Source organism: Paenibacillus sp. V4I9 (assembly GCF_030817295.1).
Taxonomy (GTDB): domain Bacteria; phylum Bacillota; class Bacilli; order Paenibacillales; family NBRC-103111; genus Paenibacillus_E.
Genome location: NZ_JAUSZE010000001.1, coordinates 2220345 through 2243323 on the forward strand (window position 1 = coordinate 2220345; position 22979 = coordinate 2243323).

Below are 22979 nucleotides of genomic sequence, written 5' to 3' on the forward strand. Positions count from 1 at the left end.
GGGCATAACGATGTTCCGTAAACCGGTTGATAAGGTATCAAGACGTAATCTTTTGAAAATGGGAACCGCTGGGGCTTTTGCTGTCATTGGCAGTGCTTTACTGAATCCATCATCCTTATTTGGCAAATCATCATTAGCCGCGGATAAGCATGGCGTTCATACTGCTATGAAAGAACAATTGCATGATGGTATGAAGCATGGTTATGTTCCGAGCACAGAAGTGACTGAAGGTTTTAAAGCAGCACAGAAAGCACTCACAGCATTTGATTATGGAAAGGTAAGTATGCTTCCTAATGGAAGAACGTTACGGGAATATGAAATTTCATCGTATGAAACTAACGTTGAGATCGCGAAAGGGATCAAGTTTCCCGGTTGGACATTCAATGGCACGATACCAGGCCCCACTATTCGTTGTACAGAAGGGGATGTGCTTCGAGTGAAGTTTACCAATGCAACGAGCCATCCGCATTCGATCCATTTTCATGGTATGCATCCTACCAACATGGACGGACTGGAAGCCATTCATGCAGGTGGTACTTTTACATATGAGTTTGAAGCAAAGCCTGCTGGTATGCATGTTTACCATTGTCATGTTGCTCCTCTCGCCAGACATATTCATAAAGGACTTTATGGCAACTTCATCATTGATCCGAAAAAGCCAAGAGCGGCTGCAAAAGAATTCAATATGCTTATGAACGGCTTTGATCTTGACCTAGATGGAGAAAATGAAGTCTACACGGTGAATGGGTACGCATTTGCCTATCAGCAAGAACCAATTAAGGTGAAAGTTGGGGAACTCGTACGTATTTATCTCAGCAATCTGACTGAATTTGATCCTATTAATTCTTTTCACCTTCATGCGAACTTTTTTAACTATTATGCAACCGGTGCGGATCCTGAAGCGCGTCCTAGTTTTACAGATACTATTATGCAATGTCAGGGAGAACGAGGCATATTAGAAATTGTATTCCCAGCACCTGGGCGATACATGTTTCATGCCCATCAAAGTGAATTTGCTGAGCTCGGTTGGATGGGCTTCTTCATAGCTGAATAAGAAAGGAGGAGTGAGTGTACGATGAGTAATAATGTTCAAACCGAAAATAAGGGTTCAACAAACAAATTTAATGCTATGTTATGGGGAATTCTCCCCCTGATTTTGCTAATTGCAATTATCACAACCATAGCAAAAGTGGGAACAGGAATCGAAAATGAGCCTGCTGCTCCTATTGAAGTTCTGAATGTGGAGAAAATAACGCTCAATGATGAAGGAATCCAACTTAAGGTGCTTAATTCAGGACCGGAGGAAATCACGATCGCCCAAGTCGTAGTGGATGGAGCCTTTTGGAATGCGGATTTCTCACCAAGTGACACACTACAAAGATTTGAACAAGGGACAGTCAAAATCCCTTACCCATGGGTGCAAGGTGATCCACATGAAGTTAAACTAATCACCTCAAATGGATTAATTTTTACCGGTGAAGTTGCAGCTGCAGCTGCAACACCTGAACCAAATGGTAAACTTTTTTGGCAATATGCATTAATAGGATTCTATGTGGGGGTTGTTCCTATCGGGTTAGGACTCATGTGGTATCCATTTTTACGTAGATTTTCAGTTAGAGGGATGCATGCTATTCTTGCATTGACGATAGGATTATTGTTCTTTCTTGTGATCGATACGTTTGAAGAAGGATTTGAAATGGCTTCAGAGGCTCCAGGTGTATTTCAAGGTACCGGATTGGTATGGTTTGGTGCACTGCTCAGTTGTCTCTTCTTAATAGCGGTGGATCAGTCTAATGAACGCAAGCTAAATAGCAGCGCTTTGGAAGGAAGAAGGGTATCGGGCAAAATCGCCACAGGTATTGGTCTTCATAATTTTGGCGAAGGGCTTGCCATTGGATCCGCTTTTGCGGTCGGAGAAGCTGCTTTAGGAACATTCTTAATCATCGGGTTTACTCTTCATAATATCACGGAGGGTGTCGGAATCGCAGCCCCACTGCTTAATGATCGTCCGAATTGGAAGACTTTTGTCACCTTAGCATTGATCGCCGGTGGACCCGCCATTATTGGAACTTGGGTAGGCGGATTTATTTTTAACGATACATTAGCCGCGCTATTCTTCGGCATAGGCGCTGGTGCCATACTGCAGGTTATTTATGTCATATCCAAAATGATTCTTAAAGAATCCGAGAAAAGAAATCTTTCTCCTGTTTCTTGGCTGAATTTTGGAGGGCTCACTGCAGGAATTCTTATTATGTATGTGACAGCTCTCATGGTTAAATTTTAAAATAATTGTTAGAAGAAGATAAAAGACCAATCCGCGATTTTGCGGATTGGTCTTTTTCATACGGCTGAAAGACAACTTGCACAATATATGCTGCCCTATCTGCATAACCGTTTAACAATTTACAAATAATACCGTTGTTTACCTGATAAGGAGGGCATAAAAGGCAATGAATATACGAGTTCGAAGCAAGCAGGGGATCACTCTGTTGGTCGTTCTTTTGGTAACACTGGCTTCCACAGGATGTTCGAAAGATGAGTCGATCAAAGTTGGTATCGAGAAAAACACCCGTCCCTTCACATATACAGAGGGGGATGAGAAGAAAGGCTTTGAAGTGGAATTATGGCAAGCCATTGCTAAAAAGGCGAAAATAAAATATGAATGGGTAGCCATGGAATACGGTGAGTTGAACAAAAGTGTAAAATCTGGTGATGTGGATCTCGCAATTGCCGGAATGACCATCACGAATGCCCGCAAGAACAAATTAGACTATTCAGATCCTTATTTTCAATCGGGAGAAGCGATACTCACCGCATCAGATAACGAGGGAATCAAAGGCAAAGATGACTTGGCCAAGAAAGTGGTGGCAACAAGGAACGGATCGACAGCTTATCATTTTGCGAGTGAAATTCAAGGGATCAAAATTAGGAGCTATGCGAATATCTCTGATGCTTACGATGATTTGAAAAATAAAACCGTTGATGCAGTCATTTTTGAAGAGCACAGTATTCAAGATTATTTGCAAAACACAGCAGATGTAAAAGCTAAAAAAGTAGGAGAAGTTTTCAACAAAGATAGCTACGCAATCGTTGCTAAAAAGCGGAACATGTACATGGGAAGGATCAATAAGTCTATTCAAGCAGTATCCAAGGATGGAACTTATGAAGCTCTCTACACGAAGTGGTTTGGAAGTAAACCAGAAAAAATGCCTAAAAAGCTCAAAGACGACATGGAAGATGATATCGAAAATGAATCATAAGTAAAAAGTCGACTAGCGTATAGTCGACTTCTTTGCCTTACTGATTATTCTTTCACGTCGTTAGCTCTTGGTACCCACAGAATCATAAAAACAAGTGAAAATAGAACAAATATCGGTGGAGCATATTGGATTAATAAGTTTTCCATAGGTTTAATCACCCTTCTTTATAAATTTACCTTGTACATAATCAGCATCAAAAAGAAATAGACGCATAAGCAGAAACAGAGATGGGATTAGAATAACAAGCCCTGCAATAAAGGCGATGACTAGCGCAGTTCCCATGGCTTGATTCGTAAAGTTTTCGTGAATGGAGATGTATGGAAATAAAAGATACGGTAAATGGGCCTTACCATAACCAAAGAAAGCAAAAGCAAATTGCAAAAGTACCAAAATAAACGCTAGACCTAGCTTGATTTGTTTCCAAAGGAAGTAGACGGCAACTAAAAAGCAGAGAAATGATGCTCCGAACATCCATCCCAGGTTAAGCATGTTGCGGAAATGTTCTTGGTTTTGCTGGTTTATGGCGAAAAAGACAAGCAGACTTGCAAGAATAGTAGGTCCGCTCCAGAAAAGAGCATAGCCTCGTAAAATTCCAAAAGCGGGATAGTCTTTTGCCCTATAGGCATAGTAGGAAAGGAACATGGATGAAATATAGAGAACGCTGACTAGCGACAGCAAGATGACCGACCAAGTATAAGGACTCCCAAGTAACTTACTCCAATCTAGATTGATCATGCCGTTCTGTTCAACGATGATTCCACCCTCAGAAATGGTTAGCACTGTAGAAAGGGTTGCAGGGATGAGCAAGCCAGTTGCTCCATAGAGCAGCATGTACCATTTGTTATCCTTGGAACCATAGTTGCTGAAAGCGTAGTAGGCTCCTCTTATAGCTAACAATATGATAGCCAAACTGCCAGGTACAAGTAACGCGGTCCCATAATAACGTGCCGTTTCAGGGAAGAAACCAATCATACCGATGTAGAAGAAAACTAAGAATACATTAGTAACTTCCCAGACAGGAGATAAATATCTTTCAATGATTTTATGAATGATATGCTGTTTCATCGTAATAACCGAATAGTAACTGAAGAAACCCGCACCAAAGTCAATGGATGCCACAATTAAATATCCGTATAAAAAGATCCACAAAACAGTTATTCCAACAAGTTCTAGACTCATTCTTTGGTCCTCCCCCCGAAAATACCAAGTGCAATCAGTTCATCTGCAACATCGTTTTTTCTGAAAAGTTTGGATAATACTTTTACTGCGGTCAGTGCTAAAACGATATAGAGTAAACAGAACAGTAGTAACATCGTATCCACGTCTTGTGAAGTTGTAGCGGCATCTGCTACCTTCATATATCCACGCAGAATCCATGGTTGGCGACCAACCTCCGCGTAAAACCATCCACATTGGATGCCTAGCATGGAAAGAGGACCACACACAACGATAATCGCTAGAAGCCATCTCGGATAAGGTTTACGGGATTTTTTGCGTGCGTACCACATATGACTAATGGCGACGACAATCACAAACATACCTATAGCAACCATGGCGTCAAAGAAATAATGTACGTATAAAGGAGGTCGGAGATCCTTCGGAATATCATTCAGCCCTTTGACCTCAGTTCCTGGAGTTCCACCTGCCAAGATACTTAGTGCATACGGAATTTTCAACGCATATTTAACCTCATTATTTTCAGTCAAAATACCACCAAGTACGAGCGGTGCATTCTTTGTTGTTTCAAAATGCCACTCGGCTGCGGCAAGTTTTTCAGGCTGAGTATGAGCTAGAAATTTGGCTGATAAATCACCGATCATTGCCGTAGTTATGGCGAACACGAGCCCAGCAGTAACGGTTAGCTTTAAAGCTTTCTTAGCATATAAAGTGTCCCCTTTTTTCCTTAGAAGGGAGTAGGCCGCTATAGCAGCCAAGATGAATGCGCTGGTCATATAGGCTGAGGAAAGTACATGTGCCACTTTGGTAGGCATGGATGGATTAAACATAGCTAGAATCGGCTGTACATTCGTAATCAAGCCATCTTTTAGAGTGAAGCCTTGCGGCGTATTCATAAATGCATTCACAGTCGTAATAAAAAATGCTGAAGCAGAGGAGCCAATTACAACAGGAACTAATAGTAATAGATGATGTTTAGGTTTTAATCGTTCCCATGTGTATAAATAAATGCCTAAGAAGATAGCCTCGATGAAAAAGGCGAAAGTTTCCAGAAATAACGGAAGCGCAATGGCTTGCCCAGCAATCTCCATGAACTTCGGCCACAATAGGCTGAGTTGAAGCCCGATTGCAGTACCAGTAACCACCCCAATAGCAACGGTGATCACGAATCCCCGAGCCCATCTTCGTGCCAGCAACGCATAATAGGGATATTTACGTTTAATGCTGGCTAATTCAGCTAACATAATCATGACCGGAACGCCAACGCCGATGGTAGCGAAAATGATATGAAATGCCAGTGTGGTCTCAGTGAGTAGGCGGCTATAAAATACGGAATCGTAGATAGGCATATGGACTCATCTCCTTTGTAACTTTCATATGTTCAAAAAAACTTGCGGATAAAAGAGAGCAGCATGACAAAAGCAACAATGAACATCAGGTACATCAATCGTTTTTCATGTTTGCGAGATTGGTTCAAGTGGATCACCTTCTGTTTTCAATTTGATTTGCTATATATTTCTATCTTACTCCACGTATGTGATTTTTTTCACATAATATGTGAATACGGTTTGAACAAAGTATTACAACTTTATTAACGTTATGAAAATATAGTAGTGGGTAACCAAAGAAGTCATGACTGCAATCCTCTTCGCTAAGACAAGATTCATCGAACAAGAGAAACTGAACTACCGTCAAACATATCACAAGATGCTATTCACTTGACCAACATGGGGGATAATCTGTATTTTCATTACACTTTATTTCCATTATCGGATTTTATGTGTACAATACAATATATGTATTATACACATAAGGGGTTGGTTATTTTGGAAATAAACGATATTTTGGAACTTCGATTGAATGTACAAAAATTTATTAGGCTTTTTGGTTTATTAGAACAAACCGTAACCCCATGTGGATTTCAACTTTCAGTATCACAGGTATATGCTCTACAAGAAGTGGAGAGCTCCACTCTAATACTTGGTGAATTAGCAGATAGGCTGCATCTAGAACGAAGTTCAGTAAGCCGACTTGTTGATGGGCTTGTAAAAGGAGGCTTTGTACGCCGTGAAATCAACGAAAAAAACCGAAGAGAAATGTTAATTTCTCTTACGGAAAAAGGTGAACGGACAATTGAGCAGGTTCGTCAGCAGTCCATTCGATTTTATCAAAATGTTTTGCAACACATGACAAAAGCTGATCAACAACTGGTTCATCAGGGATTTGAAAAATTTACAGAAGCTCTATTAAAAAACAAGGGGACACAGGATGAAATATAAAAAAAGTCAAACAGCTACAAGTATATTATCGCTTATTTTTTCTTTTCTGGCTTCATCCCATCACTGGCTTCATATGGGGATTTTACTTCTCTTGGGCGGCTCAACGAATATGATGGCGACAATGTCAGCAGCATTATGGATTAGACGTATCATGATCATTGTAACCATTATAACGATGCTTGTATCGATGTATCGTTTATTTAAACACAAGTCTAAGGTACCCTGGGTGGTTATTATGACTATTCTCTCTGCCGCGATTTCATTAGGTTTTATCATGTATACACTTGTGAAGTTTGGCTGGTAATCTCTATAGGCAGACCCAATTATTTTTATGGAAAAAAATCTTAAAAAGGGCTTGATATAGGGTATGGGGGTATGGTATATTTTGAATGTGAGGGGGAAAGGCAATGGAACAACATGATAAACAAGAATTAAATGAGGACAGTTGTCATTCGGGCAGTGATCGAAAAAGTCATCATTCTGATAAAACAAAAAATAATTTAATTTCTAGGCTCAATCGCATCGAAGGACAAATTCGCGGTGTGAAAGGTCTAATTGAGAAGGATACGTATTGTGACGATGTGTTAAATCAAATCGCCGCGGTTCAGTCAGCTTTAAACGGTGTTGGGAAACTGCTTCTCGAGCATCATCTAAACAGCTGTGTGATCGAACGCATTCAAGAAGGCGATAATGAGGTTATTAAAGAACTCATGGTTACCATGAATAAATTGATGAAATAATAAGGGAGAGAATAGGAATGCAAACAGTTACACTCAAAGTTGAGGGTATGTCCTGCGGTCATTGCGTGAATTCCGTTGAAGGCGCAGTTAAGAAACTTGGTGCTTCCGGCAAAGTTGATTTGAGTGGTGGATCCGTAACTGTAGATTTCGATGAGTCTCAAGTTTCTTTGGACGTCATTAAAGAAGCAATTGAAGATCAAGGCTATGACGTTGCGAAATAAAGATAATTGAGCCGCTTCATGCGGCTCCAATGTAACACCTTTTTTTTTGAAAAAAATATACCCCACAGGGGTATATAGGTGTAGGAGGGTATGAAATGGAGAAACCATTAGAACAGCAACAGGCAAGTCTGCAAATTACGGGTATGACATGTGCGGCATGCGCAACACGAATTGAGAAAGGCTTAAATAAAATGCCAGGGGTCAGTAAAGCAACTGTTAACCTTGCATTAGAAACTGCCCATGTTGAGTTTAGCGCTACCGAAATTTCTGTAAGCGATATGGTTAACAAAGTTGATCAACTGGGATACAAAGCCATGCGTAAAGAAGAAGAAGCATCGAAGGGCGATTATAAGCAAAAAGAGATACGCCACAAGAAAATACATTTAGCGGTATCGGCAATCCTTTCGTTACCACTTCTATGGGCAATGGTGAGCCACTTTACATTTACATCGTGGATTTACTTACCAGAGTTCTTGATGAACCCTTGGGTGCAGCTTGTGCTTGCCACACCAGTACAGTTTATTATCGGCTGGCAGTTTTACGTAGGGGCATACAAAGCCCTTCGTAATAAAAGCGCCAATATGGATGTGCTTGTTTCTCTCGGAACATCAGCCGCGTACTTCTATAGTTTATACCTAACGCTGCAGTGGGCAACTTCTGCTGATGTTCACCACCATGCGCCAGATATGTATTACGAGACAAGCGCAATTCTTATTACTTTGATTATTTTAGGTAAACTGTTTGAGGTGTTGGCGAAAGGACGAACTTCTGAAGCCATCAAAAAATTGATGGGGCTTCAAGCGAAAACAGCGTTAGTCATTCGGAATGGTGAAGAAATGGCTATACCAGTTGAAGAAGTTGTCATTGAGGACATTGTTCTTGTAAAACCGGGTGAGAAAATCCCAGTCGACGGTGAGGTTGTAGATGGTTTGTCGGCTGTTGATGAATCCATGCTTACTGGGGAAAGTATCCCTGTTGAAAAAAAATCCGGTGACGCCGTTATTGGCGCTACAGTTAATAAAAACGGCAGCTTAAAAATAAAAGCAACCCGTGTTGGGAAAGAGACAGCTCTCGCTCAAATTATCAAAGTTGTAGAAGAAGCCCAAGGCTCTAAAGCACCTATTCAGCGTATCGCAGATGTGATTTCGGGTATTTTTGTCCCGATTGTTGTAGGAATTGCTGTTGTAACATTTCTGATTTGGTATATCTGGGTTGCTCCTGGTGAGTTTGCAACTGCGTTGGAAAAAGCTATTGCTGTCCTTGTCATTGCTTGCCCTTGTGCTTTAGGTCTTGCAACACCGACATCGATTATGGCCGGATCTGGTCGCGCGGCGGAATTTGGCATCCTGTTTAAGGGCGGAGAACATTTAGAATCGATGCAAAAAGTGCAAACCATCGTGCTTGATAAAACGGGTACGGTAACTAAAGGCAAACCGGAACTTACAGACGTTCAAATTGAAAACGTGGATGAAGAAGATACAATTCTTAGACTAATCGGCTCAGCCGAAAAACAGTCAGAGCACCCGCTTGCTGAGGCGATTGTTGCTGGGATTGTTGCTAAAGGTATCATACTTACCGCTACAGAGCAGTTTGAAGCCATTCCCGGCTACGGAATTCGAGCCATCGTAGAAGGCAAGGAAGTGTTAGTAGGAACCCGTAAGCTCCTGCAGCGTGAAGCCATCGATTTCGGTAAAGCAGATACTGCTATGGAAAAGCTCGAATCTGAAGGTAAAACCGCTATGCTCGCAGCGGTGGATAATAAGTACGCAGGTATGGTAGCCGTAGCAGATACGATCAAAGACACATCAAAAGAAGCAGTTTCTCGCTTAAAACAAATGGGCATCGAGGTCATCATGATGACAGGTGACAACAAACGAACAGCACATGCAATAGCGCAGCAAGTTGGCATCGATCATGTTCTCGCGGAAGTTCTTCCGGGAGGCAAAGCCGAAGAAGTGAAGAAACTTCAAGGACAAGGAAAGATAGTGGCCATGGTGGGTGATGGCATCAACGATGCTCCTGCTCTTGCGACTGCGGACGTCGGCATAGCTATCGGCACCGGCACTGACATTGCGATGGAAGCAGCAGACGTGACACTGATGCGCGGAGAACTTACAAGCATTACAGACGCCATTTATATGAGCCGTAAAACGATGACGAACATTAAACAGAACCTGTTTTGGGCACTGGGTTACAATACGCTCGGGATTCCGATTGCGGCACTTGGACTTTTAGCACCTTGGGTAGCTGGAGCTGCTATGGCACTCAGTTCAGTATCCGTTGTGTTAAACGCTCTACGCTTGCAACGAGTGAAGTTATAATCGGCATACATGCGTGTAACTTTTGCCGTGGAGCAGAAGATGCAGGGCTTGAAATGGCTGAAGCATTAAACAAAGCGATCTCAGGGATCGAAACGCCAACCCCTTTAAAAATCGGCTATGCGGGTTGTGCGCTCGGAACGAGCGAAACACGCGGTGGTTATTATTGTATCGGATACTGGGATTGGTATGAATGAAGATGTGGGATTGGATTAACGATCGTAAAAAAACTGGTGGAAGCACATGGAGGAACCATTCGAATGGAAAGTCAGGTTGGTGAAGGAACATCTGTAGAGATGCAAAGCGGTCATTCTTCCCGAATTGCTTCGATAAGAGTTTAGACATTATTTGAGGGGGCCCCTTAAGAACAATAGGAGGAAATCATGAAAAAAGTAGCGATTTCAATTTTACTTACGGCTGCGCTCTTAACGGCATGCGGAAAATCAGGCAGTTCGATGGACCATTCTTCGCATAGCGGGACGTCAGGATCAACGAATAATGCCGCGCAAGGCGTTACAGCGGGAATGGACCATAGCGGCATGGCAAAAGAGGCAGCTTCCACACAAGCAGGAAATGTCCAAGCACAGTTTAAGCTTTCTAGTGATAAGACAATGCCGAACCAAGATACAACGATTACGATTAAAATTCAGGATAAAGACGGCAAATCGATTGATAAATTTGATACCGTACATGAAAAACAGATGCACTTTATCATTGTCAGCAAAGATTTATCTTTCTTTAACCACATTCACCCAGATTACAAAGGAAACGGTGAGTTTACCGTTACCACACAATTTCCGACTGCAGGTGAATTCAAAGTGATCGCCGATATCACTCCCACGGGCATGGGAGCAATGAGTAAGAACCAATGGATTACGGTTCTAGGAGAACTGCCTGCTCAAAAATCAATTGAACCTGATGCAACATTAACTAAAGTGGTGGACGGTAAGGAAGTAACACTATCGATAGATCACCTTATGGCGGGCATGGAACTAAACTTGAACTTCAATATTAAAGACGCTCAGTCGAAGCAACCTGTAATAGACCTACAGCCTTACTTAGGAGCAGTTGGACACGTCGTGATCTTAACCCAAGATGCAGAAAATTATCTGCACGTGCATCCGACAGATGAAAAGGCGTCAGGACCGGATGCCAAATTTATGACGACGTTCCCGCATAGCGGCGTATATAAGATTTGGGGACAATTCCAGCAGAACGGTAAAGTATTTACTGTACCGTTTGTTGTAAAAGTACCGTAATGATAAATGCCCAGTTTTCTCGGAAAACTGGGCATTTATATACATAGGTGGCCAAAGAAAGCTAATGATTAAATGACAAGACGCTCACCAGGAGTTTAGGCGTCTTTTAAGTCGAAAGCTAAGACAAGCTTAAAGGTTTCGACCTTGGCACAGAGGATTACTTGGAGAAACCATTTGATCCTAACGAAATGATGGCAAGGATAAAAGCGTTACTGCGGCGAGCCAATCCGGATGCAAATGTGATTTTTGCATCGTTTTTATCGTGGCTCTATTGACTTAGAGCGCACTCTAAGATGTAAACTTACTCTATGGAAAAATATTTGAGTATTCAAGCCATTTCTAACCTTACCGGCATCACCGCTCATACCTTGCGTTACTATTAGAAAAACGGCCTAATTCAACCACCATCACCCAAACATTAAGCATTACGATCATGGACCGGGATTCGGATGACTACATACGGCAGTCAGATGATTGATGCCCGGCTTAAGCGGCTGATCTAAGGACACATCATATTCCAAATAATTTTATTTTCGCTGAATACATTAGTCCCACGGAAACAAAACATGCTGAAAGAAGAAACGGTAAGAAAGAGTATGGTTCCTTATCTCCACCTGCATCTTTATACGCGTCCCATATGGCAAAAAAATATATACAAGGATAAAACATAAGCCATTGGTATTCAGTGTGATCAATGGCTTTTCCAATTTCACCGTCAAAACTAAGCAAGATTATTTCATTAAAATGAGATCGAACTATTCACATTTGTCTACCCTTTTCTTATGGAATATTTAGAACACAAAATGTTTAGATATTCAGGAACATTGAATAATTATTTTTCAGACGCTATCTTATCTCTATTAACCGCATAGGGTGGTTGCTCCATCCAACCGTTCTCAATCAAAATTTTTGCTGCATCTTCAACAAATGATGAGATTTTCAGTAATGACTTTGCATAGAGGACTCCCATATCATGTCTTCCGTTTACGGCCGCAGAATTTCCAAACGCTCTAATTTTCATTGAAAACATGTCAATCTTATGAAACAGCATTAACTTATCCGAAAATGGAGAAAATGTTGATGTTGTAACCAAATGGTCAAGAAACGATGGTGAAGGTAAATTTTCATTATGTAGTTTTTCCATATATTGTTCGATGTGTTTATGAGTCATTTCCTTACCTACTATAAACAATTTTCGAATTTTTTCCGATTTTACTACTTGGCTAAATGCCATGATTAATGCTTTGCTTGTTACATTGTTTTCAATATTATCATACAAATGGGCAATTTCTAATGCGTGTAAAGGTCGTACATGTCCAAAAAAACCATTTAAAAAATCTTGATGAACAAATTCTACTTTATCTGGAACTGGAATAATAGGTGGTTTAATGATTAATCCTTTATTCATTAATATATCGTTGATTTGTTCTATCAAAGCCATGGTGGAATCCATGCAATAAATAAAAAACTCTTTTACATCTTTCCTATGAACAAGCGGTACGGCTACGTTATAAATACTCATTCCTGCTTTAGCTGCATATTTCAAGTAATGAACATAGTATTCATCTTCAAATAAACGAGGAGCACCAAGGTTAACGTCTTCATCTGAAAAACCTTTAGGAATCGGGAAATTTTCTTTCTTGAAAATATCTTCCGTTGTTTTCATGAATTCTACGCTTAATTTTAATGCATTCTCTAATAAAGTTTTAATATCTTCATCCTCAACGTGTTGAAGGTAATAGCTTAATATACATTTTGACATGCTGTTTCCCAGATATGTTGCCCAAAGTTTACCAATTTCTGCTGATGTTAGTTTTTCACTGGTATTCGATTTAGTTGAACTTATTTTAATAGGTTTAATCGTTTCCATGATAAAAACTCCCTAATCAAATTTTCGTTTAGTATTTTCCTCCATTGTAAATTATATTCCGGGTCTCTTTTTGCTATTAAACTAAGGGCAGTTATATTTGGTGATAGACAGATGCTTACGCTGAATATTGGAAAAATTCTGGAGAAGTGTCTATGAATCATATGAGGTAATTCCATATGAGAAAGATGAAATTGAGGATGGAATAAAGGTAGTGTATCAATACTTCAAAACACATTCACCATTCAACTAACATGAACACCGGTCTAGCTTATGCTCAATGATTTAGTTCTTGCTTCGGAGTGGATTCCAGTATTGAAATACTTCAAAATCAAAAGCCGGAGGAACTACCCTTGGATCTCCAAGCTGAATTACATTTAAAGAGCGATCGTATGAGCATCGCTTACCGTTATCTGGTTAGTCTGGGTGTCACCTGTGGTGTTCACTTGGTTAGGTAAATAGGTGGCTTTTTGAAGTATATATGTATAATAGAGTTATGATTTTTACAAAGGTGGTCTACATACGATGATTAAATGCACCAATTGTTCGAAAGTCACAGATATTCAAATGCAGCGCTGCATCCATTGTGGAAAGATCCTGACGTACACCGTTGCAGAGAAGTTCGATATCCTTGCAGAATCCGTTGAACACGCACTGAAGAAGGAATTGGAAGATAGAAGGAAGATGCATTAGAGTGAATTGAATGGTGATCCCAGCTAATCAATCTGCTCTTTTGTCAGCTCACGGTTATGAATTGCCCATCCTTTGGTTGCGTGAACATATGGGCCAGTGTAGCACAAAAGATTCAGGGTTTGGAGTGCTTTTGGCTACTTATTTATTAATCGGAACGGAAGCACATCTTCTGATGACGCAAAAATGACTGCCGAGAGGCAGTCAAAAGGAAAGTATGCGAATTGTTGCATTAATTACAACATTGGCGAGGATAACGCTACATGGATTCAATAAAGTTGTACAAAGTACAACTTTACATGTTTTCAAGATATCAAGTCAGGATGTTACCTTTTGTAATTTAGCAGGATTATTGATTTTGTAAGGTACCGGATGTTTCGAGAGCTTCTTTGCTACAATTTTACATTCGAAAGATAGCTTGTCCCCGATTTCCAGTTCCATTTTCTTAAGTGTGGCACTGTGGCTGGACCAGGCTTCGCCGATCTCCATTTCTGGTTCTTTCATGGAAACAGCTTCGTAGATAACGACTTCATCTTCAGTATCAGAAAAATTGTTCGGTACAGTTGTAAATTCCTTTACTGTAGCGATCATTTTCACTTTTTCTTCGGGAAGTTGAAGCTTTGGAGCTTTTTCTTTTTTGACTTTCTCTTTTTTCGGCTCTTTGGGGACCCTTTTAACTTCAAGCTCCTCAACACTAGCTTCATCTGTAGCTTCCATACTAGCTTCTACGGTAGCTGGGGCATCTTCTTGCAAAGTCTCAAGCTCTAAGACTTCCGCCTCTGTGGAGTCAGCGGTTCCTGCACCCCTCTGGCTGTAATTGGCAGCTTGCATTTCCTTCAGGTAAGAGGGGTGGATACAGTGCAGCTGCTTGTTGTCGAATTCAATGACAGCGGTCATTTTATCCACAAAACCAACAATGCCGCATGGCAGATTCAAGCCATTCCCCTTGTAGAAGAATGCCTTTGTTTTCGCTGCTTTCTCTGAAAGCAAGCCCCATTCTTTACATTGTTCGAGCTGCTCGCTCTCGTCTTCGAAAGTGTTATACGTAGGGGGCTGGATGGTAAACGCATGGACCATGATATCTCCGCCTTTCTATTATTTGTTTGAAGTATGTATCGCTAGTTATTCTAAGCGGTAATCGTCGGTTTTCTCCCCGTCTTCCCAAATCTCTACGAAAAGGGCCTCGCCGTTTTCAAAGTCAGCCGGCTTCAGAGAAAGTGCTTTTTCCTCATCTGCGCCAACATAAACATTTTCCATTCCTTCGCCATCGAAGGAGAGGATAACATATATTTTCATATGCCATTGTGCCTCCAGTAATTTGATATTGAACATTATAACACAATTGCTGAAATGTTCGCTTGTGGCTTAAAATCACCCCCAAGTTCATATATATCAATACAACCTGTTCTCCATTTTGTAAGGGCAGCACTTTTATCCATCCGTTATGAGGGAATCGAAGGAGGAGGTTCGAGGGTGACGATATATGTATTATTTATCATCGGATGTCTATGTGGTTTCTTTTTATTTAGAAAAAATGTGATCAGCGTCAGTCAGGAACAAGTTCCGGGAAATGTGAAGCTGTCTATCATAATCCCTGCCAGGAATGAAGCATGCAATTTGCCTCATCTCCTCCATGCACTCAAGGTACAAACCCTGGAACCCTTTGAAATTATCGTTGTTGATGATTTTTCGGAGGACGATACGAAGGAAATTGCTGAAAGCTACGGGGTTACTGTGATTAGCAACACAAGTCTCCCGCAGGGATGGACGGGTAAAAACTGGGCTGTATGGAACGGGTATTTGCATGCTTCGGGTGATCTAATTGCCTTTCTTGATGCGGATATTCGCTTAGCTCCACGTGCGCTGGAGGCATTGGTTAAGGCGAGAAATAAAGCGGGAGGCGTCGTTTCTGTCGTTCCCTTCCATTATACGGAGAAGTTTGTTGAAAGACTGGCGCTGATCTTTAATGTTCTTGGTGTATTCGCTTTTACGTCCCCTTTTGAAAAGAAAAATCCGAAAAAAGGTCTGTATGGCTCTTGTATCTTAACGACTAGGGAAGCTTATGAGGAAATCAAGGGACATGAAAGCATCAAGTCGGAGATGTTGGATGATTTGAACCTTGGGGCCACCTATAGGAATGCCGGGATTCAAGTGACGAATTTTATCGGGCGAGGCCTGGTTTCTTTTCGTATGTATCCACAAGGGATCAAAAGCGAGGTTCAAGGCTTCGGTAAAGGAGCAGTCCTAAGCACATCAACGTTAAGTCCGGGCACGATCCTTCTTGTTGCCATTTGGGTTGTCGGGCTGATTGTTTCAGAAACTTTCTTCCTATTAATCAACACTTCGTGGGCACTGCCACTTTTCATCGGATATCTCTTATACATGCTTCAGTTGTTTTATTTCATTAAACATGTTGGTAGATTTGGAATCATTATGCCTGTTTTGCATGTCCTCTCAACGTTATTTTTCATCTTCGTCATGCTGTATTCCGTTTATCAGGTCGTATTCCTTGGACATGTGTCATGGAAAGGACGGCACGTTAAGGTAGGAAGCAGGAGGGGGCAATGACCATTGTTTGGACGGTTTGTGCCTTTCTATCAGGATCTTTCATGTTTTCTTACTGGCTTGGCCTTATCGCCAAAAAAAACTTAAAGACGGTTGGTGACGGGAATCCGGGGGCTCTAAATCTGTGGAAGGCAGCTGGTTATAAGCTTGGTATGGTAGGTATTATTCTCGACTTTTTAAAAGGATATCTTATCCTTCTTTTAGTATTGCGGAATGAAAATGTTCAAGGACACTCCGTCATTTCCATCGCATTGGCTCCGATTATCGGGCATGCCTTTTCTCCATTCCTTAAGGGGAAAGGGGGCAAAGCAATCGCTGTAACCTTCGGCGTATGGAGTGCATTATCCAGCTTTGAAGTTTCGCTTGTTTTTGCTGTGGTTTTGGCCATTTTACAGAGTGCAATCAAGGTGATTAACAGAGGAAAGTCTACATCGACTGAGGCAGACGGCTCGCAGGTCGTTGTCGGTTTTCTGTTGGTAGGTGTCTATTTGTATATGAGGGATTATTCGAGTGTAATCATTTGGGTATGGTTAGGGAATTTTCTGTTGCTTGCATATACTCATAGATATGAGCTTGCTGTCTATTTAAAGAGGCGATGAAAAAATAAAAAATGGATCTCGGCCTTGATGCCGGGATCCATTTTTTTGTTCTCATAAACAGGGCAGAGTGATTACATACTAGGCTTCACGTTAGGAAAAACTAGGAGCTAAGCAGAAAGGAGTGAACCTGAATGGAAGATAGCATAGCACTGAGGGAAGAACGGTTAAACGCATTAAGCCACGGCTTGGGCGCGGCGCTGAGTGCCTTCGGTCTTTTTTTACTTTTACAACGCTCTGTTCTGTTCGAAGATCTTGCCTATATCGTTAGCAATGCGATTTATGGGATATCCTTTTGCCTGCTATATCTGTCCTCGACCCTGCTGCATTGCTCTCGCTCGAAGAAATGGGGCGAACGCTTTGAAGTCATGGACCATTCGGCTATCTTTATTGCCATTGCGGGTTCGTATACGCCATTCCTACTGATTACCTTGCAAGGAACGCTAGGTTACACTTTGCTGCTGTTGATATGGGGACTAGCTTTCGGAGGCGTGCGCTATGTTCATTTGATCATAAGGCGGTTTATGCCTTGGGGCCTGCTTATGTATTTATTGATGGGTGGCTTCATGGTTTCATTGATAGGGCCACTAAGTGAACTTCTTCCCTCGATGGCTCTAGCTTGGTTATTATTCGGAGTCGCATTTTACAGCTTTGGCGTGCCGTTCTTTCTTTGGCGTAGGTTAAGATATCATCATGCTATTTGGCATTTGTTTGTGCTTGCAGGAAGCAGCTGCCATTTTATTGCTGTGTATGCTTATGTGATGCCTGCCGTTTTGTAGAGGGGGAAATGTGCCTAGTGTCCGGCAGGCTGACATCTGCATAATACCTGAATCTATAAGCTGGGACCGATACGGTTAATGCTGAATTCCTGATGGCCCAGTATTTCTGCCTTGGTCAGTTTTCCTTCAGCCACTTCGCAAATTTCCTGCCAGATTTGTTCGCCAGCTTGCTCCAAATTTAAGGTTCCAGCGAGCATGCTGCTCACATCCACATCCATATTGTCTTCCATGTTTGAATAGGTGAATTTGTTTGCCGTAATTTTGATCACGGGGACAACAGCTGAACCCGTTGGCGTTCCGCGACCCGTCGTGAAGCAGACAATGTGTACGCCGCCTGCAGCCATACCGGACACACACTCGATGTCATTTCCCGGTGAATCCATAAAGTATAAGCCATGTTCTGGAATATGTTCAGCGTAACCAATCACATCTTGAATAGGCTGCGTGCCGCATTTGCTGATACAGCCAAGTGATTTCTCTTCAATCGTAGAAAGTCCACCAGCAATGTTGCCGGGACTTGGATTGCCGCCGCGCATATCGGCGCCCATGCGCTCAATCTCTTTTTCAAATCGCTCGATAGCTTCGTAAAGCTTGTCGCTTGTTTCCGTCGAATTGCAGCGGCTGGCCAGAATGTGCTCAGCGCCAATGATTTCCGTCGTCTCCCCGATGACGATACTGCCCCCAACATGCATTAATTTATCTGCGGCAACACCTAAAGCTGGATTGGACGCTAATCCGGATGTGGCATCCGAGCCGCCGCATTTCACCGCTACTTTCAGCTTATTCAAAGGGATCGGAACCTTCGGCTCCTCGGCCAGATCGGCCAGTAATCTTTTGGCAATTTCAGCCCCATGCTGAATGGCTTTAACCGAACCGCCGATGGATTGAATATCAAAAACCTCCACGGGTTTGCCTGTCGCTTTAATCGCATCGGCTAGAGCAGTGGGATCGATGACCTCGCAGCCCAAACTAATAATGATAGCAGCTCCTACATTAGGATTTTGCCCTGTACCTGCTAAGACATCGAAGGTTCTATTTTTGTCATCCCCAATTTGACTGCAGCCATGCTGATGTGGAATCACGACCGCGCCGGGTACCATTTGTGCGATTCGATTGCAGACATGGTTGGCACAGATGACGGTCGGAATGATGATTAAATGATTTCGGATACCGATGTCCCCATTCTCTCTCTGATAACCCATAATAGTAGTCATATCGCAGCCCCCTTGGCAAGTTTAAGATTCATGTGTTTTCGGTAGATCTCCACGACCGCGCATACCTTCAATATTGTGGACATGAACATGCTCGCCAGCTCGAATATCTTGGGTAGCTTTACCAATGACATCCCCATATTTAACGACCTCGGCACCTTGTTTGATGAATGCGATGGCTACCTTATGTCCGAATGGAATAGAGTCAAGCAATGATAGCGTTTGCATACTTGCGCCCTTATAGAAATGAATAGAATCACCGCTCGGAATATCACGCAGCACGGTCGCAACATCGTCCTTTTCGCTCATGACAAGACTATCTGTCCCGTGAATGAAGTCATGTGACATTAGATCCCTCCTCAGAGTAAGCTCGCACTAAGTGTTTTTGTAAGCATCCAGCTTAGTTTCATTTCTAGTTTAAGGAAGATGAATGGAATTGAATAGAGACTTTTCTCACGCATGTTAGCACAAGACTAAGATAATGGGGGGACTGACTTCATAGTGGACTCCCGTCTTCGCCTAACGTCAGATGGCGGAAAACTCTTATATTTCTTGTACAGTTTCGTAAAATAGTTAGCGTTTCCGCAGCCAATTCGCTCGGCGATTTCAGTTACTGTCCATTCCGTTTCACGAAGTAAACGATCAGCTTCGTTGATTCGCAGCCAGTTCACATAATCTACGAAGGTACGTCCGGTTAGTTTCTTGAACGTTTTGCAAAAATGGTACGGGTTCAGATTTACCATCCGTGCAGCCTGCTCAACCGACAATGGCTCGGCAATATGGGATTCAATATGCTGGATTAACGGCTTGAAAGATTCCGAATGACGGGCAGGAGCTGGTTTATCTATGAACTTCTCCGGTAAAAATTGCCGAGATAGCAGCGCGAAGAGCAGTTGAAAGTTATGTTTGATGACGAGCTCGTAAGCAGCATTTTTATTTTCGAATTCAGCCGTAGAGTCACGAATAAGTCGACGGTAAGGGGCAGCAAATTCATCCTCGGCAAATAATTTGGCAGGCATTGGAACTCGCCCGTCCAGAAATGGGAGGATATACCGCTCGTGGACGGGATCCGGATGCATCACCCGCAGCAAGGAAGCATTAAACACGACAGCGACGTACTCCATTTCTTCATCTGCTGCATTATAACCAACATGTAAAGCTCCGGCGGGCACGAACAGCAGGTCGCCAGCGTGGGCCTCATAAGGACGGCTATCAATATGAAAGATCGCTTTGCCAACCTGCATATCAATGATCTCGAAATGTTCATGCCAGTGAAGATAGAGAATGTTATCATCTTTTGCGGCCGTCTGCGGTCGGTTTCGGTAAAAGCGGATGGGATAGCTGCTATCCCAGAGTGGTGTCTTTTCCATTAAATCTTGGGGGTACGTCATGAGCTGCCTCACTTTCCTAAGTATCAAGATAAGACCTATTTGGAGCAAGATAGGATAGAGAATTTGCTGATATTCCTAGTTATAATGATCATATTCATTTATCTTATACCAATATAGGAGTGATATTCAATCATGAATAAGAAGCTTAGAGTGGGTACTTTAGTTGGTGGCGGAGATGCCGTTCGCATCATCCCCCAAATTGCCAAGCACGGATTTGAATCCTACAGTTTATCCTTTTGGCAAACAACAGGGAATATCGATCTCAAAGAAACGGCAAAGCGGGTAGCCGACATTGTGGCAGAGCACGACGCCGTCATATCTACGATAGGTGTATTCGGAAATCCACTCACGGGAACAGGAGATAATAAGGATACACTCGCGAGCTGGGAGCGGCTTATTGATCATGCACATCTATTTGGTACCGATATCGTAAACGGTTTCACCGGCCGTATTCCGGATCGTCCAATTGATGAGTCCATACCGAAGTTCAAGGAAGTGTTTGGTGAGCTTTCTCGGAGAGCCGCTGATCACGGTGTGCGACTTGCTTTCGAGAATTGTGATATGGGCGGAACGTGGAAGACAGGGGATTGGAACATTGCCCATAACCCAACTGCCTGGAATCTAATGTTTAATGCCGTACCGGCGGATAACATTGGTCTGGAATGGGAGCCGTGCCATCAGATGGTTAGTTTAATCGATCCGATTCCGCAGTTACGTAAATGGGTCGATAAAGTGTTCCACGTCCACGGCAAAGATGCGACAATTGCGTGGGATATTGTTCGGGAATATGGGGTTCATGGGAGCAAAGAGTTCGTTTGGCACCGTACACCTGGCTTTGGGGACACGAATTGGTCCGATATTATTACGATTCTGCGTCAGGCAGGCTACCAAGGTACAATCGACATTGAAGGCTGGCATGATCCTGTCTACCGTGATGAGCTCGAGATGACGGGTCAGGTGCATGCTTTGAACTATTTAAAACGCTGCCGTGGCGGAGATTACATTCCAAACCCTGTTTAATGAGTCGTTTCTTGTTCCATCTTAGTTTTGTGCTAGCTCTGATTAAGATCGTCTATTTTTAGTCAGAGACATCTTTCTTATAATAAGGTCATTGTTACCGCATTCATTAAAGCCAAGGAGGCTAACAGCCATGCAGGAAAACACACCTTTATTATTGACAGATGAGCAAATGAGAGAATTTATTACAAATGGATGTTTATTACTCAAAACTGACTTTTCGAGCGAGTTTCACAGCAATCTTTTAGCACAATTAAACACGGTCTATGCGGAAGAGGGGAACCCCGGCAATAATTTACTACCCCGCATTCGTGAGCTGCAAAAAGTATTTGACCACCCTGTTGTGACAGGTGCTTTAACTAGTGTATTAGGGCCGAACTATATGATGCACGCACATAGACATGGGCATTTCAATGCTTCAGCAACGGCTGGAGGCTGGCATAAGGACAGCTATTGGGGATATAACAGAATGCGCAATCACCACCCCAATTGGGCAATGATTATGTATTTTCCACAGGATACGCCTGTAGAATTAGGACCGACAGGTGTTATGCCAGGCACGCAAAATTACCAGACTCGGACTTTTGAATCCAATGAACAAGAAGGGGAAGTGTTAGCAAGCGGCGAGGCGGGTACCTTTGCGCTGATCCATTATGATATTTGGCATCGTTCCACGCCTAATGTGTTAGGACAGCCGCGCTACATGCTGAAGTTTGAATTCATGCGTACAGAGCTGCCGCAAGCACCTAGTTGGAATAATCAAGAGGCAGCATGGAAGAAACCAGCCAACTTACATTTGCCAATAGCCGAGCATGATTTGATGTGGGAAGAAACTTGGAACTGGCTGTCTGGTAAAATTGGCAGTCTGGCCGGAACAGCTGCATCTGATCCGGATCAGATTAAGGAGTTAGCCGCTAAGCTGGATGGTTTTGAACCACTAGCGATCAATGCGGCCTATGATCTGGCACGAAGAGGGCAGCAGGGTGTGGACGCTTTACTCGAAGGATTAAATAGCGAGAATAGCCAAGTATCGCGAATTTCCGCTTATGGATTATCAGTTTCAGGAAGCGAGGCAGTTAATGGGCTAATTGCAGCTTTGCATCATGAAAATATTGAAATCGTTACACATGCGATATTTGCTCTTGGTGAATTAAGAGGGTTAGCGGCAGAAGCCGTTCCTACTTTCATAAAGCTGCTCGAACATCCAGCTGATCTTGTTCGCTGCGCCGTAGTAGATGCACTTGGATTCATGGACACACCGCTGAATGACATCGTGTCAAGCTTAGGTAAATGCTTACAAGATGAGAACGCGCAAGTTCGCTTCATGGCAAGCTTGTCCTTGTCACGATTAGGCTCTCAAGCGGAAGCAGCTGTGCCGCAATTGGAAATCGCCTTGGATGATGACAACAGATATGTTCGAGCTCATGCTGCGGAATCTCTGCATTATATCGGTTCGGAGCGGGCTAAGAATACGCTCATTAAGTTTCTGCTTAATTCCCGCTGGTGCCCTACAACGACAAAGACTAATGCTTTCTACCCGTAAACGACAAAATAGGTTGAGAAAAAGGGCAAATTAACTTTTGCCCTCTTTGCGTTGTTTCCATGTTTCA

General features: G+C 42.6%; 26 protein-coding genes and 1 pseudogene. 17 read left to right on the forward strand and 10 right to left on the reverse strand.

The window, feature by feature from the left end; all coding sequences use genetic code 11:
- Positions 1–10 precede the first annotated feature (10 nt).
- The 3 genes from QFZ81_RS10110 (at position 11) to QFZ81_RS10120 (ending at position 3260) form a co-directional block, all read left to right on the forward strand.
- Positions 11–1054, forward strand: a complete 1044-nt coding sequence (locus QFZ81_RS10110; RefSeq protein ID WP_307602590.1) for a multicopper oxidase domain-containing protein — start codon at positions 11–13, stop codon at positions 1052–1054.
- A 21-nt stretch (positions 1055–1075) separates the two neighbouring features.
- Positions 1076–2284, forward strand: a complete 1209-nt coding sequence (locus QFZ81_RS10115) for a ZIP family metal transporter (protein WP_307602592.1) — start codon at positions 1076–1078, stop codon at positions 2282–2284.
- 166 nt (positions 2285–2450) lie between these two features.
- Positions 2451–3260 (forward strand): substrate-binding periplasmic protein, encoded by an 810-nt coding sequence (locus QFZ81_RS10120; RefSeq protein WP_307602594.1) that lies wholly within the window; start codon positions 2451–2453, stop codon positions 3258–3260.
- A gap of 44 nt (positions 3261–3304) precedes the next feature.
- Here the strand turns inward: QFZ81_RS10120 and cydS are convergent, their stop codons facing one another.
- Genes cydS through QFZ81_RS10130 form a run of 3 tightly spaced genes read right to left on the reverse strand, consistent with a single transcriptional unit; the run spans position 3305 to position 5785 of the window.
- On the reverse strand, positions 3305–3406 hold the full coding sequence (gene cydS, locus QFZ81_RS37295) for a cytochrome bd oxidase small subunit CydS family protein (protein ID WP_373462665.1): 102 nt from the start codon (positions 3404–3406) through the stop codon (positions 3305–3307).
- Between the two features lie 4 nt (positions 3407–3410).
- The gene (locus QFZ81_RS10125; RefSeq protein WP_307444855.1) at positions 3411–4439 is read right to left on the reverse strand and encodes a cytochrome d ubiquinol oxidase subunit II; all 1029 of its coding nucleotides are present in this window, start codon (positions 4437–4439) and stop codon (positions 3411–3413) included.
- A complete protein-coding gene (locus QFZ81_RS10130; protein ID WP_307602596.1) occupies positions 4436–5785 on the reverse strand; it encodes a cytochrome ubiquinol oxidase subunit I in 1350 nt (449 codons plus the stop codon). Before QFZ81_RS10130 ends, QFZ81_RS10125 begins: the two co-directional genes overlap by 4 nt.
- Before the next feature lie 477 nt (positions 5786–6262).
- Between QFZ81_RS10130 and QFZ81_RS10135 the strand changes: the two genes are divergently transcribed.
- The 8 genes from QFZ81_RS10135 (at position 6263) to QFZ81_RS10170 (ending at position 11253) form a co-directional block, all read left to right on the forward strand.
- Positions 6263–6715, forward strand: coding sequence for a MarR family winged helix-turn-helix transcriptional regulator (locus QFZ81_RS10135; protein WP_307444852.1), 453 nt, complete (start codon positions 6263–6265; stop codon positions 6713–6715).
- Positions 6705–7019: a hypothetical protein gene (locus QFZ81_RS10140; RefSeq protein WP_307444850.1), complete on the forward strand. Its 315-nt coding sequence runs from the start codon at positions 6705–6707 to the stop codon at positions 7017–7019. Before QFZ81_RS10135 ends, QFZ81_RS10140 begins: the two co-directional genes overlap by 11 nt.
- A gap of 103 nt (positions 7020–7122) precedes the next feature.
- Complete coding sequence (locus QFZ81_RS10145) at positions 7123–7455, forward strand: metal-sensitive transcriptional regulator (RefSeq protein WP_307443690.1); 333 nt, start codon at positions 7123–7125, stop codon at positions 7453–7455.
- A 17-nt stretch (positions 7456–7472) separates the two neighbouring features.
- Positions 7473–7676 carry a copper chaperone CopZ gene (gene copZ, locus QFZ81_RS10150; protein WP_307444848.1) on the forward strand — a complete coding sequence of 68 codons (204 nt, stop codon included), beginning with the start codon at positions 7473–7475 and terminating at the stop codon, positions 7674–7676.
- Positions 7677–7771: 95 nt separating this feature from the next.
- Positions 7772–9997, forward strand: a complete 2226-nt coding sequence (locus QFZ81_RS10155) for a heavy metal translocating P-type ATPase (RefSeq protein WP_307602598.1) — start codon at positions 7772–7774, stop codon at positions 9995–9997.
- 53 nt (positions 9998–10050) lie between these two features.
- Positions 10051–10191 (forward strand): hypothetical protein, encoded by a 141-nt coding sequence (locus tag QFZ81_RS10160; protein WP_307602600.1) that lies wholly within the window; start codon positions 10051–10053, stop codon positions 10189–10191.
- A gap of 9 nt (positions 10192–10200) precedes the next feature.
- Positions 10201–10335 carry an ATP-binding protein gene (locus QFZ81_RS10165; protein ID WP_373463770.1) on the forward strand — a complete coding sequence of 45 codons (135 nt, stop codon included), beginning with the start codon at positions 10201–10203 and terminating at the stop codon, positions 10333–10335.
- A 42-nt stretch (positions 10336–10377) separates the two neighbouring features.
- Positions 10378–11253 (forward strand): hypothetical protein, encoded by an 876-nt coding sequence (locus QFZ81_RS10170; RefSeq protein WP_307602602.1) that lies wholly within the window; start codon positions 10378–10380, stop codon positions 11251–11253.
- A 513-nt stretch (positions 11254–11766) separates the two neighbouring features.
- On the opposite strand, the pseudogene QFZ81_RS10180 reads toward QFZ81_RS10170, so the two are convergent.
- Positions 11767–12009: pseudogene (locus QFZ81_RS10180) on the reverse strand (hypothetical protein); the annotation flags it as partial.
- A gap of 76 nt (positions 12010–12085) precedes the next feature.
- Complete coding sequence (locus QFZ81_RS10185) at positions 12086–13123, reverse strand: DUF3231 family protein (RefSeq protein WP_307602604.1); 1038 nt, start codon at positions 13121–13123, stop codon at positions 12086–12088.
- 522 nt (positions 13124–13645) lie between these two features.
- Between QFZ81_RS10185 and QFZ81_RS10190 the strand changes: the two genes are divergently transcribed.
- Positions 13646–13813 (forward strand): hypothetical protein, encoded by a 168-nt coding sequence (locus QFZ81_RS10190; protein WP_307444841.1) that lies wholly within the window; start codon positions 13646–13648, stop codon positions 13811–13813.
- A 315-nt stretch (positions 13814–14128) separates the two neighbouring features.
- On the opposite strand, the gene QFZ81_RS10195 is transcribed toward QFZ81_RS10190, so the two are convergent.
- Both QFZ81_RS10195 and QFZ81_RS10200 read right to left on the reverse strand, forming a co-directional pair.
- A complete protein-coding gene (locus QFZ81_RS10195; RefSeq protein ID WP_307602606.1) occupies positions 14129–14887 on the reverse strand; it encodes a hypothetical protein in 759 nt (252 codons plus the stop codon).
- Positions 14888–14932: 45 nt separating this feature from the next.
- Positions 14933–15106 carry a hypothetical protein gene (locus QFZ81_RS10200; protein ID WP_307444837.1) on the reverse strand — a complete coding sequence of 58 codons (174 nt, stop codon included), beginning with the start codon at positions 15104–15106 and terminating at the stop codon, positions 14933–14935.
- Between the two features lie 177 nt (positions 15107–15283).
- Between QFZ81_RS10200 and QFZ81_RS10205 the strand changes: the two genes are divergently transcribed.
- From QFZ81_RS10205 to trhA, 3 genes are all read left to right on the forward strand, one after another.
- Positions 15284–16378, forward strand: coding sequence for a glycosyltransferase family 2 protein (locus tag QFZ81_RS10205; protein WP_307602608.1), 1095 nt, complete (start codon positions 15284–15286; stop codon positions 16376–16378).
- The gene (locus QFZ81_RS10210; RefSeq protein WP_307602610.1) at positions 16375–16974 is read left to right on the forward strand and encodes a glycerol-3-phosphate acyltransferase; all 600 of its coding nucleotides are present in this window, start codon (positions 16375–16377) and stop codon (positions 16972–16974) included. Before QFZ81_RS10205 ends, QFZ81_RS10210 begins: the two co-directional genes overlap by 4 nt.
- Before the next feature lie 131 nt (positions 16975–17105).
- Positions 17106–17750 (forward strand): PAQR family membrane homeostasis protein TrhA, encoded by a 645-nt coding sequence (gene trhA, locus QFZ81_RS10215; RefSeq protein ID WP_307444832.1) that lies wholly within the window; start codon positions 17106–17108, stop codon positions 17748–17750.
- Positions 17751–17803: 53 nt separating this feature from the next.
- Here the strand turns inward: trhA and QFZ81_RS10220 are convergent, their stop codons facing one another.
- From QFZ81_RS10220 to QFZ81_RS10230, 3 genes are all read right to left on the reverse strand, one after another.
- The gene (locus QFZ81_RS10220) at positions 17804–18964 is read right to left on the reverse strand and encodes a UxaA family hydrolase (RefSeq protein WP_307444830.1); all 1161 of its coding nucleotides are present in this window, start codon (positions 18962–18964) and stop codon (positions 17804–17806) included.
- A 21-nt stretch (positions 18965–18985) separates the two neighbouring features.
- Positions 18986–19309, reverse strand: a complete 324-nt coding sequence (locus QFZ81_RS10225) for a UxaA family hydrolase (RefSeq protein WP_307444828.1) — start codon at positions 19307–19309, stop codon at positions 18986–18988.
- Between the two features lie 125 nt (positions 19310–19434).
- The gene (locus QFZ81_RS10230) at positions 19435–20352 is read right to left on the reverse strand and encodes a helix-turn-helix transcriptional regulator (protein ID WP_307444827.1); all 918 of its coding nucleotides are present in this window, start codon (positions 20350–20352) and stop codon (positions 19435–19437) included.
- 132 nt (positions 20353–20484) lie between these two features.
- On the opposite strand from QFZ81_RS10230, the gene QFZ81_RS10235 reads away from it, so the two are divergent.
- Together QFZ81_RS10235 and QFZ81_RS10240 are read left to right on the forward strand one after the other, a co-directional pair.
- Positions 20485–21372, forward strand: a complete 888-nt coding sequence (locus QFZ81_RS10235) for a sugar phosphate isomerase/epimerase family protein (RefSeq protein WP_307602613.1) — start codon at positions 20485–20487, stop codon at positions 21370–21372.
- A gap of 130 nt (positions 21373–21502) precedes the next feature.
- On the forward strand, positions 21503–22912 hold the full coding sequence (locus QFZ81_RS10240) for a HEAT repeat domain-containing protein (RefSeq protein WP_307602615.1): 1410 nt from the start codon (positions 21503–21505) through the stop codon (positions 22910–22912).
- The last annotated feature ends 67 nt before the right edge of the window (positions 22913–22979 follow it).

What these genes read in the sequence shown, in the direction of transcription:
- QFZ81_RS10200 (WP_307444837.1), bottom strand. Translation starts at nt 15,106, where the DNA reads ATGAAAATATATGTTATCCTCTCCTTCGATGGCGAAGGAATGGAAAAT.
- QFZ81_RS10125 (WP_307444855.1), bottom strand. Translation starts at nt 4,439, where the DNA reads ATGAGTCTAGAACTTGTTGGAATAACTGTTTTGTGGATCTTTTTATAC.
- QFZ81_RS10140 (WP_307444850.1), top strand. Translation starts at nt 6,705, where the DNA reads ATGAAATATAAAAAAAGTCAAACAGCTACAAGTATATTATCGCTTATT.
- QFZ81_RS10170 (WP_307602602.1), top strand. Translation starts at nt 10,378, where the DNA reads ATGAAAAAAGTAGCGATTTCAATTTTACTTACGGCTGCGCTCTTAACG.
- QFZ81_RS10220 (WP_307444830.1), bottom strand. Translation starts at nt 18,964, where the DNA reads ATGACTACTATTATGGGTTATCAGAGAGAGAATGGGGACATCGGTATC.
- QFZ81_RS10240 (WP_307602615.1), top strand. Translation starts at nt 21,503, where the DNA reads ATGCAGGAAAACACACCTTTATTATTGACAGATGAGCAAATGAGAGAA.
- QFZ81_RS10230 (WP_307444827.1), bottom strand. Translation starts at nt 20,352, where the DNA reads ATGACGTACCCCCAAGATTTAATGGAAAAGACACCACTCTGGGATAGC.
- QFZ81_RS10190 (WP_307444841.1), top strand. Translation starts at nt 13,646, where the DNA reads ATGATTAAATGCACCAATTGTTCGAAAGTCACAGATATTCAAATGCAG.
- copZ (WP_307444848.1), top strand. Translation starts at nt 7,473, where the DNA reads ATGCAAACAGTTACACTCAAAGTTGAGGGTATGTCCTGCGGTCATTGC.
- QFZ81_RS10195 (WP_307602606.1), bottom strand. Translation starts at nt 14,887, where the DNA reads ATGGTCCATGCGTTTACCATCCAGCCCCCTACGTATAACACTTTCGAA.
- QFZ81_RS10235 (WP_307602613.1), top strand. Translation starts at nt 20,485, where the DNA reads ATGAATAAGAAGCTTAGAGTGGGTACTTTAGTTGGTGGCGGAGATGCC.
- QFZ81_RS10210 (WP_307602610.1), top strand. Translation starts at nt 16,375, where the DNA reads ATGACCATTGTTTGGACGGTTTGTGCCTTTCTATCAGGATCTTTCATG.
- trhA (WP_307444832.1), top strand. Translation starts at nt 17,106, where the DNA reads ATGGAAGATAGCATAGCACTGAGGGAAGAACGGTTAAACGCATTAAGC.
- QFZ81_RS10155 (WP_307602598.1), top strand. Translation starts at nt 7,772, where the DNA reads ATGGAGAAACCATTAGAACAGCAACAGGCAAGTCTGCAAATTACGGGT.
- QFZ81_RS10160 (WP_307602600.1), top strand. Translation starts at nt 10,051, where the DNA reads ATGGCTGAAGCATTAAACAAAGCGATCTCAGGGATCGAAACGCCAACC.
- cydS (WP_373462665.1), bottom strand. Translation starts at nt 3,406, where the DNA reads ATGGAAAACTTATTAATCCAATATGCTCCACCGATATTTGTTCTATTT.
- QFZ81_RS10130 (WP_307602596.1), bottom strand. Translation starts at nt 5,785, where the DNA reads ATGCCTATCTACGATTCCGTATTTTATAGCCGCCTACTCACTGAGACC.
- QFZ81_RS10120 (WP_307602594.1), top strand. Translation starts at nt 2,451, where the DNA reads ATGAATATACGAGTTCGAAGCAAGCAGGGGATCACTCTGTTGGTCGTT.
- QFZ81_RS10110 (WP_307602590.1), top strand. Translation starts at nt 11, where the DNA reads ATGTTCCGTAAACCGGTTGATAAGGTATCAAGACGTAATCTTTTGAAA.
- QFZ81_RS10145 (WP_307443690.1), top strand. Translation starts at nt 7,123, where the DNA reads ATGGAACAACATGATAAACAAGAATTAAATGAGGACAGTTGTCATTCG.
- QFZ81_RS10115 (WP_307602592.1), top strand. Translation starts at nt 1,076, where the DNA reads ATGAGTAATAATGTTCAAACCGAAAATAAGGGTTCAACAAACAAATTT.
- QFZ81_RS10185 (WP_307602604.1), bottom strand. Translation starts at nt 13,123, where the DNA reads ATGGAAACGATTAAACCTATTAAAATAAGTTCAACTAAATCGAATACC.
- QFZ81_RS10225 (WP_307444828.1), bottom strand. Translation starts at nt 19,309, where the DNA reads ATGTCACATGACTTCATTCACGGGACAGATAGTCTTGTCATGAGCGAA.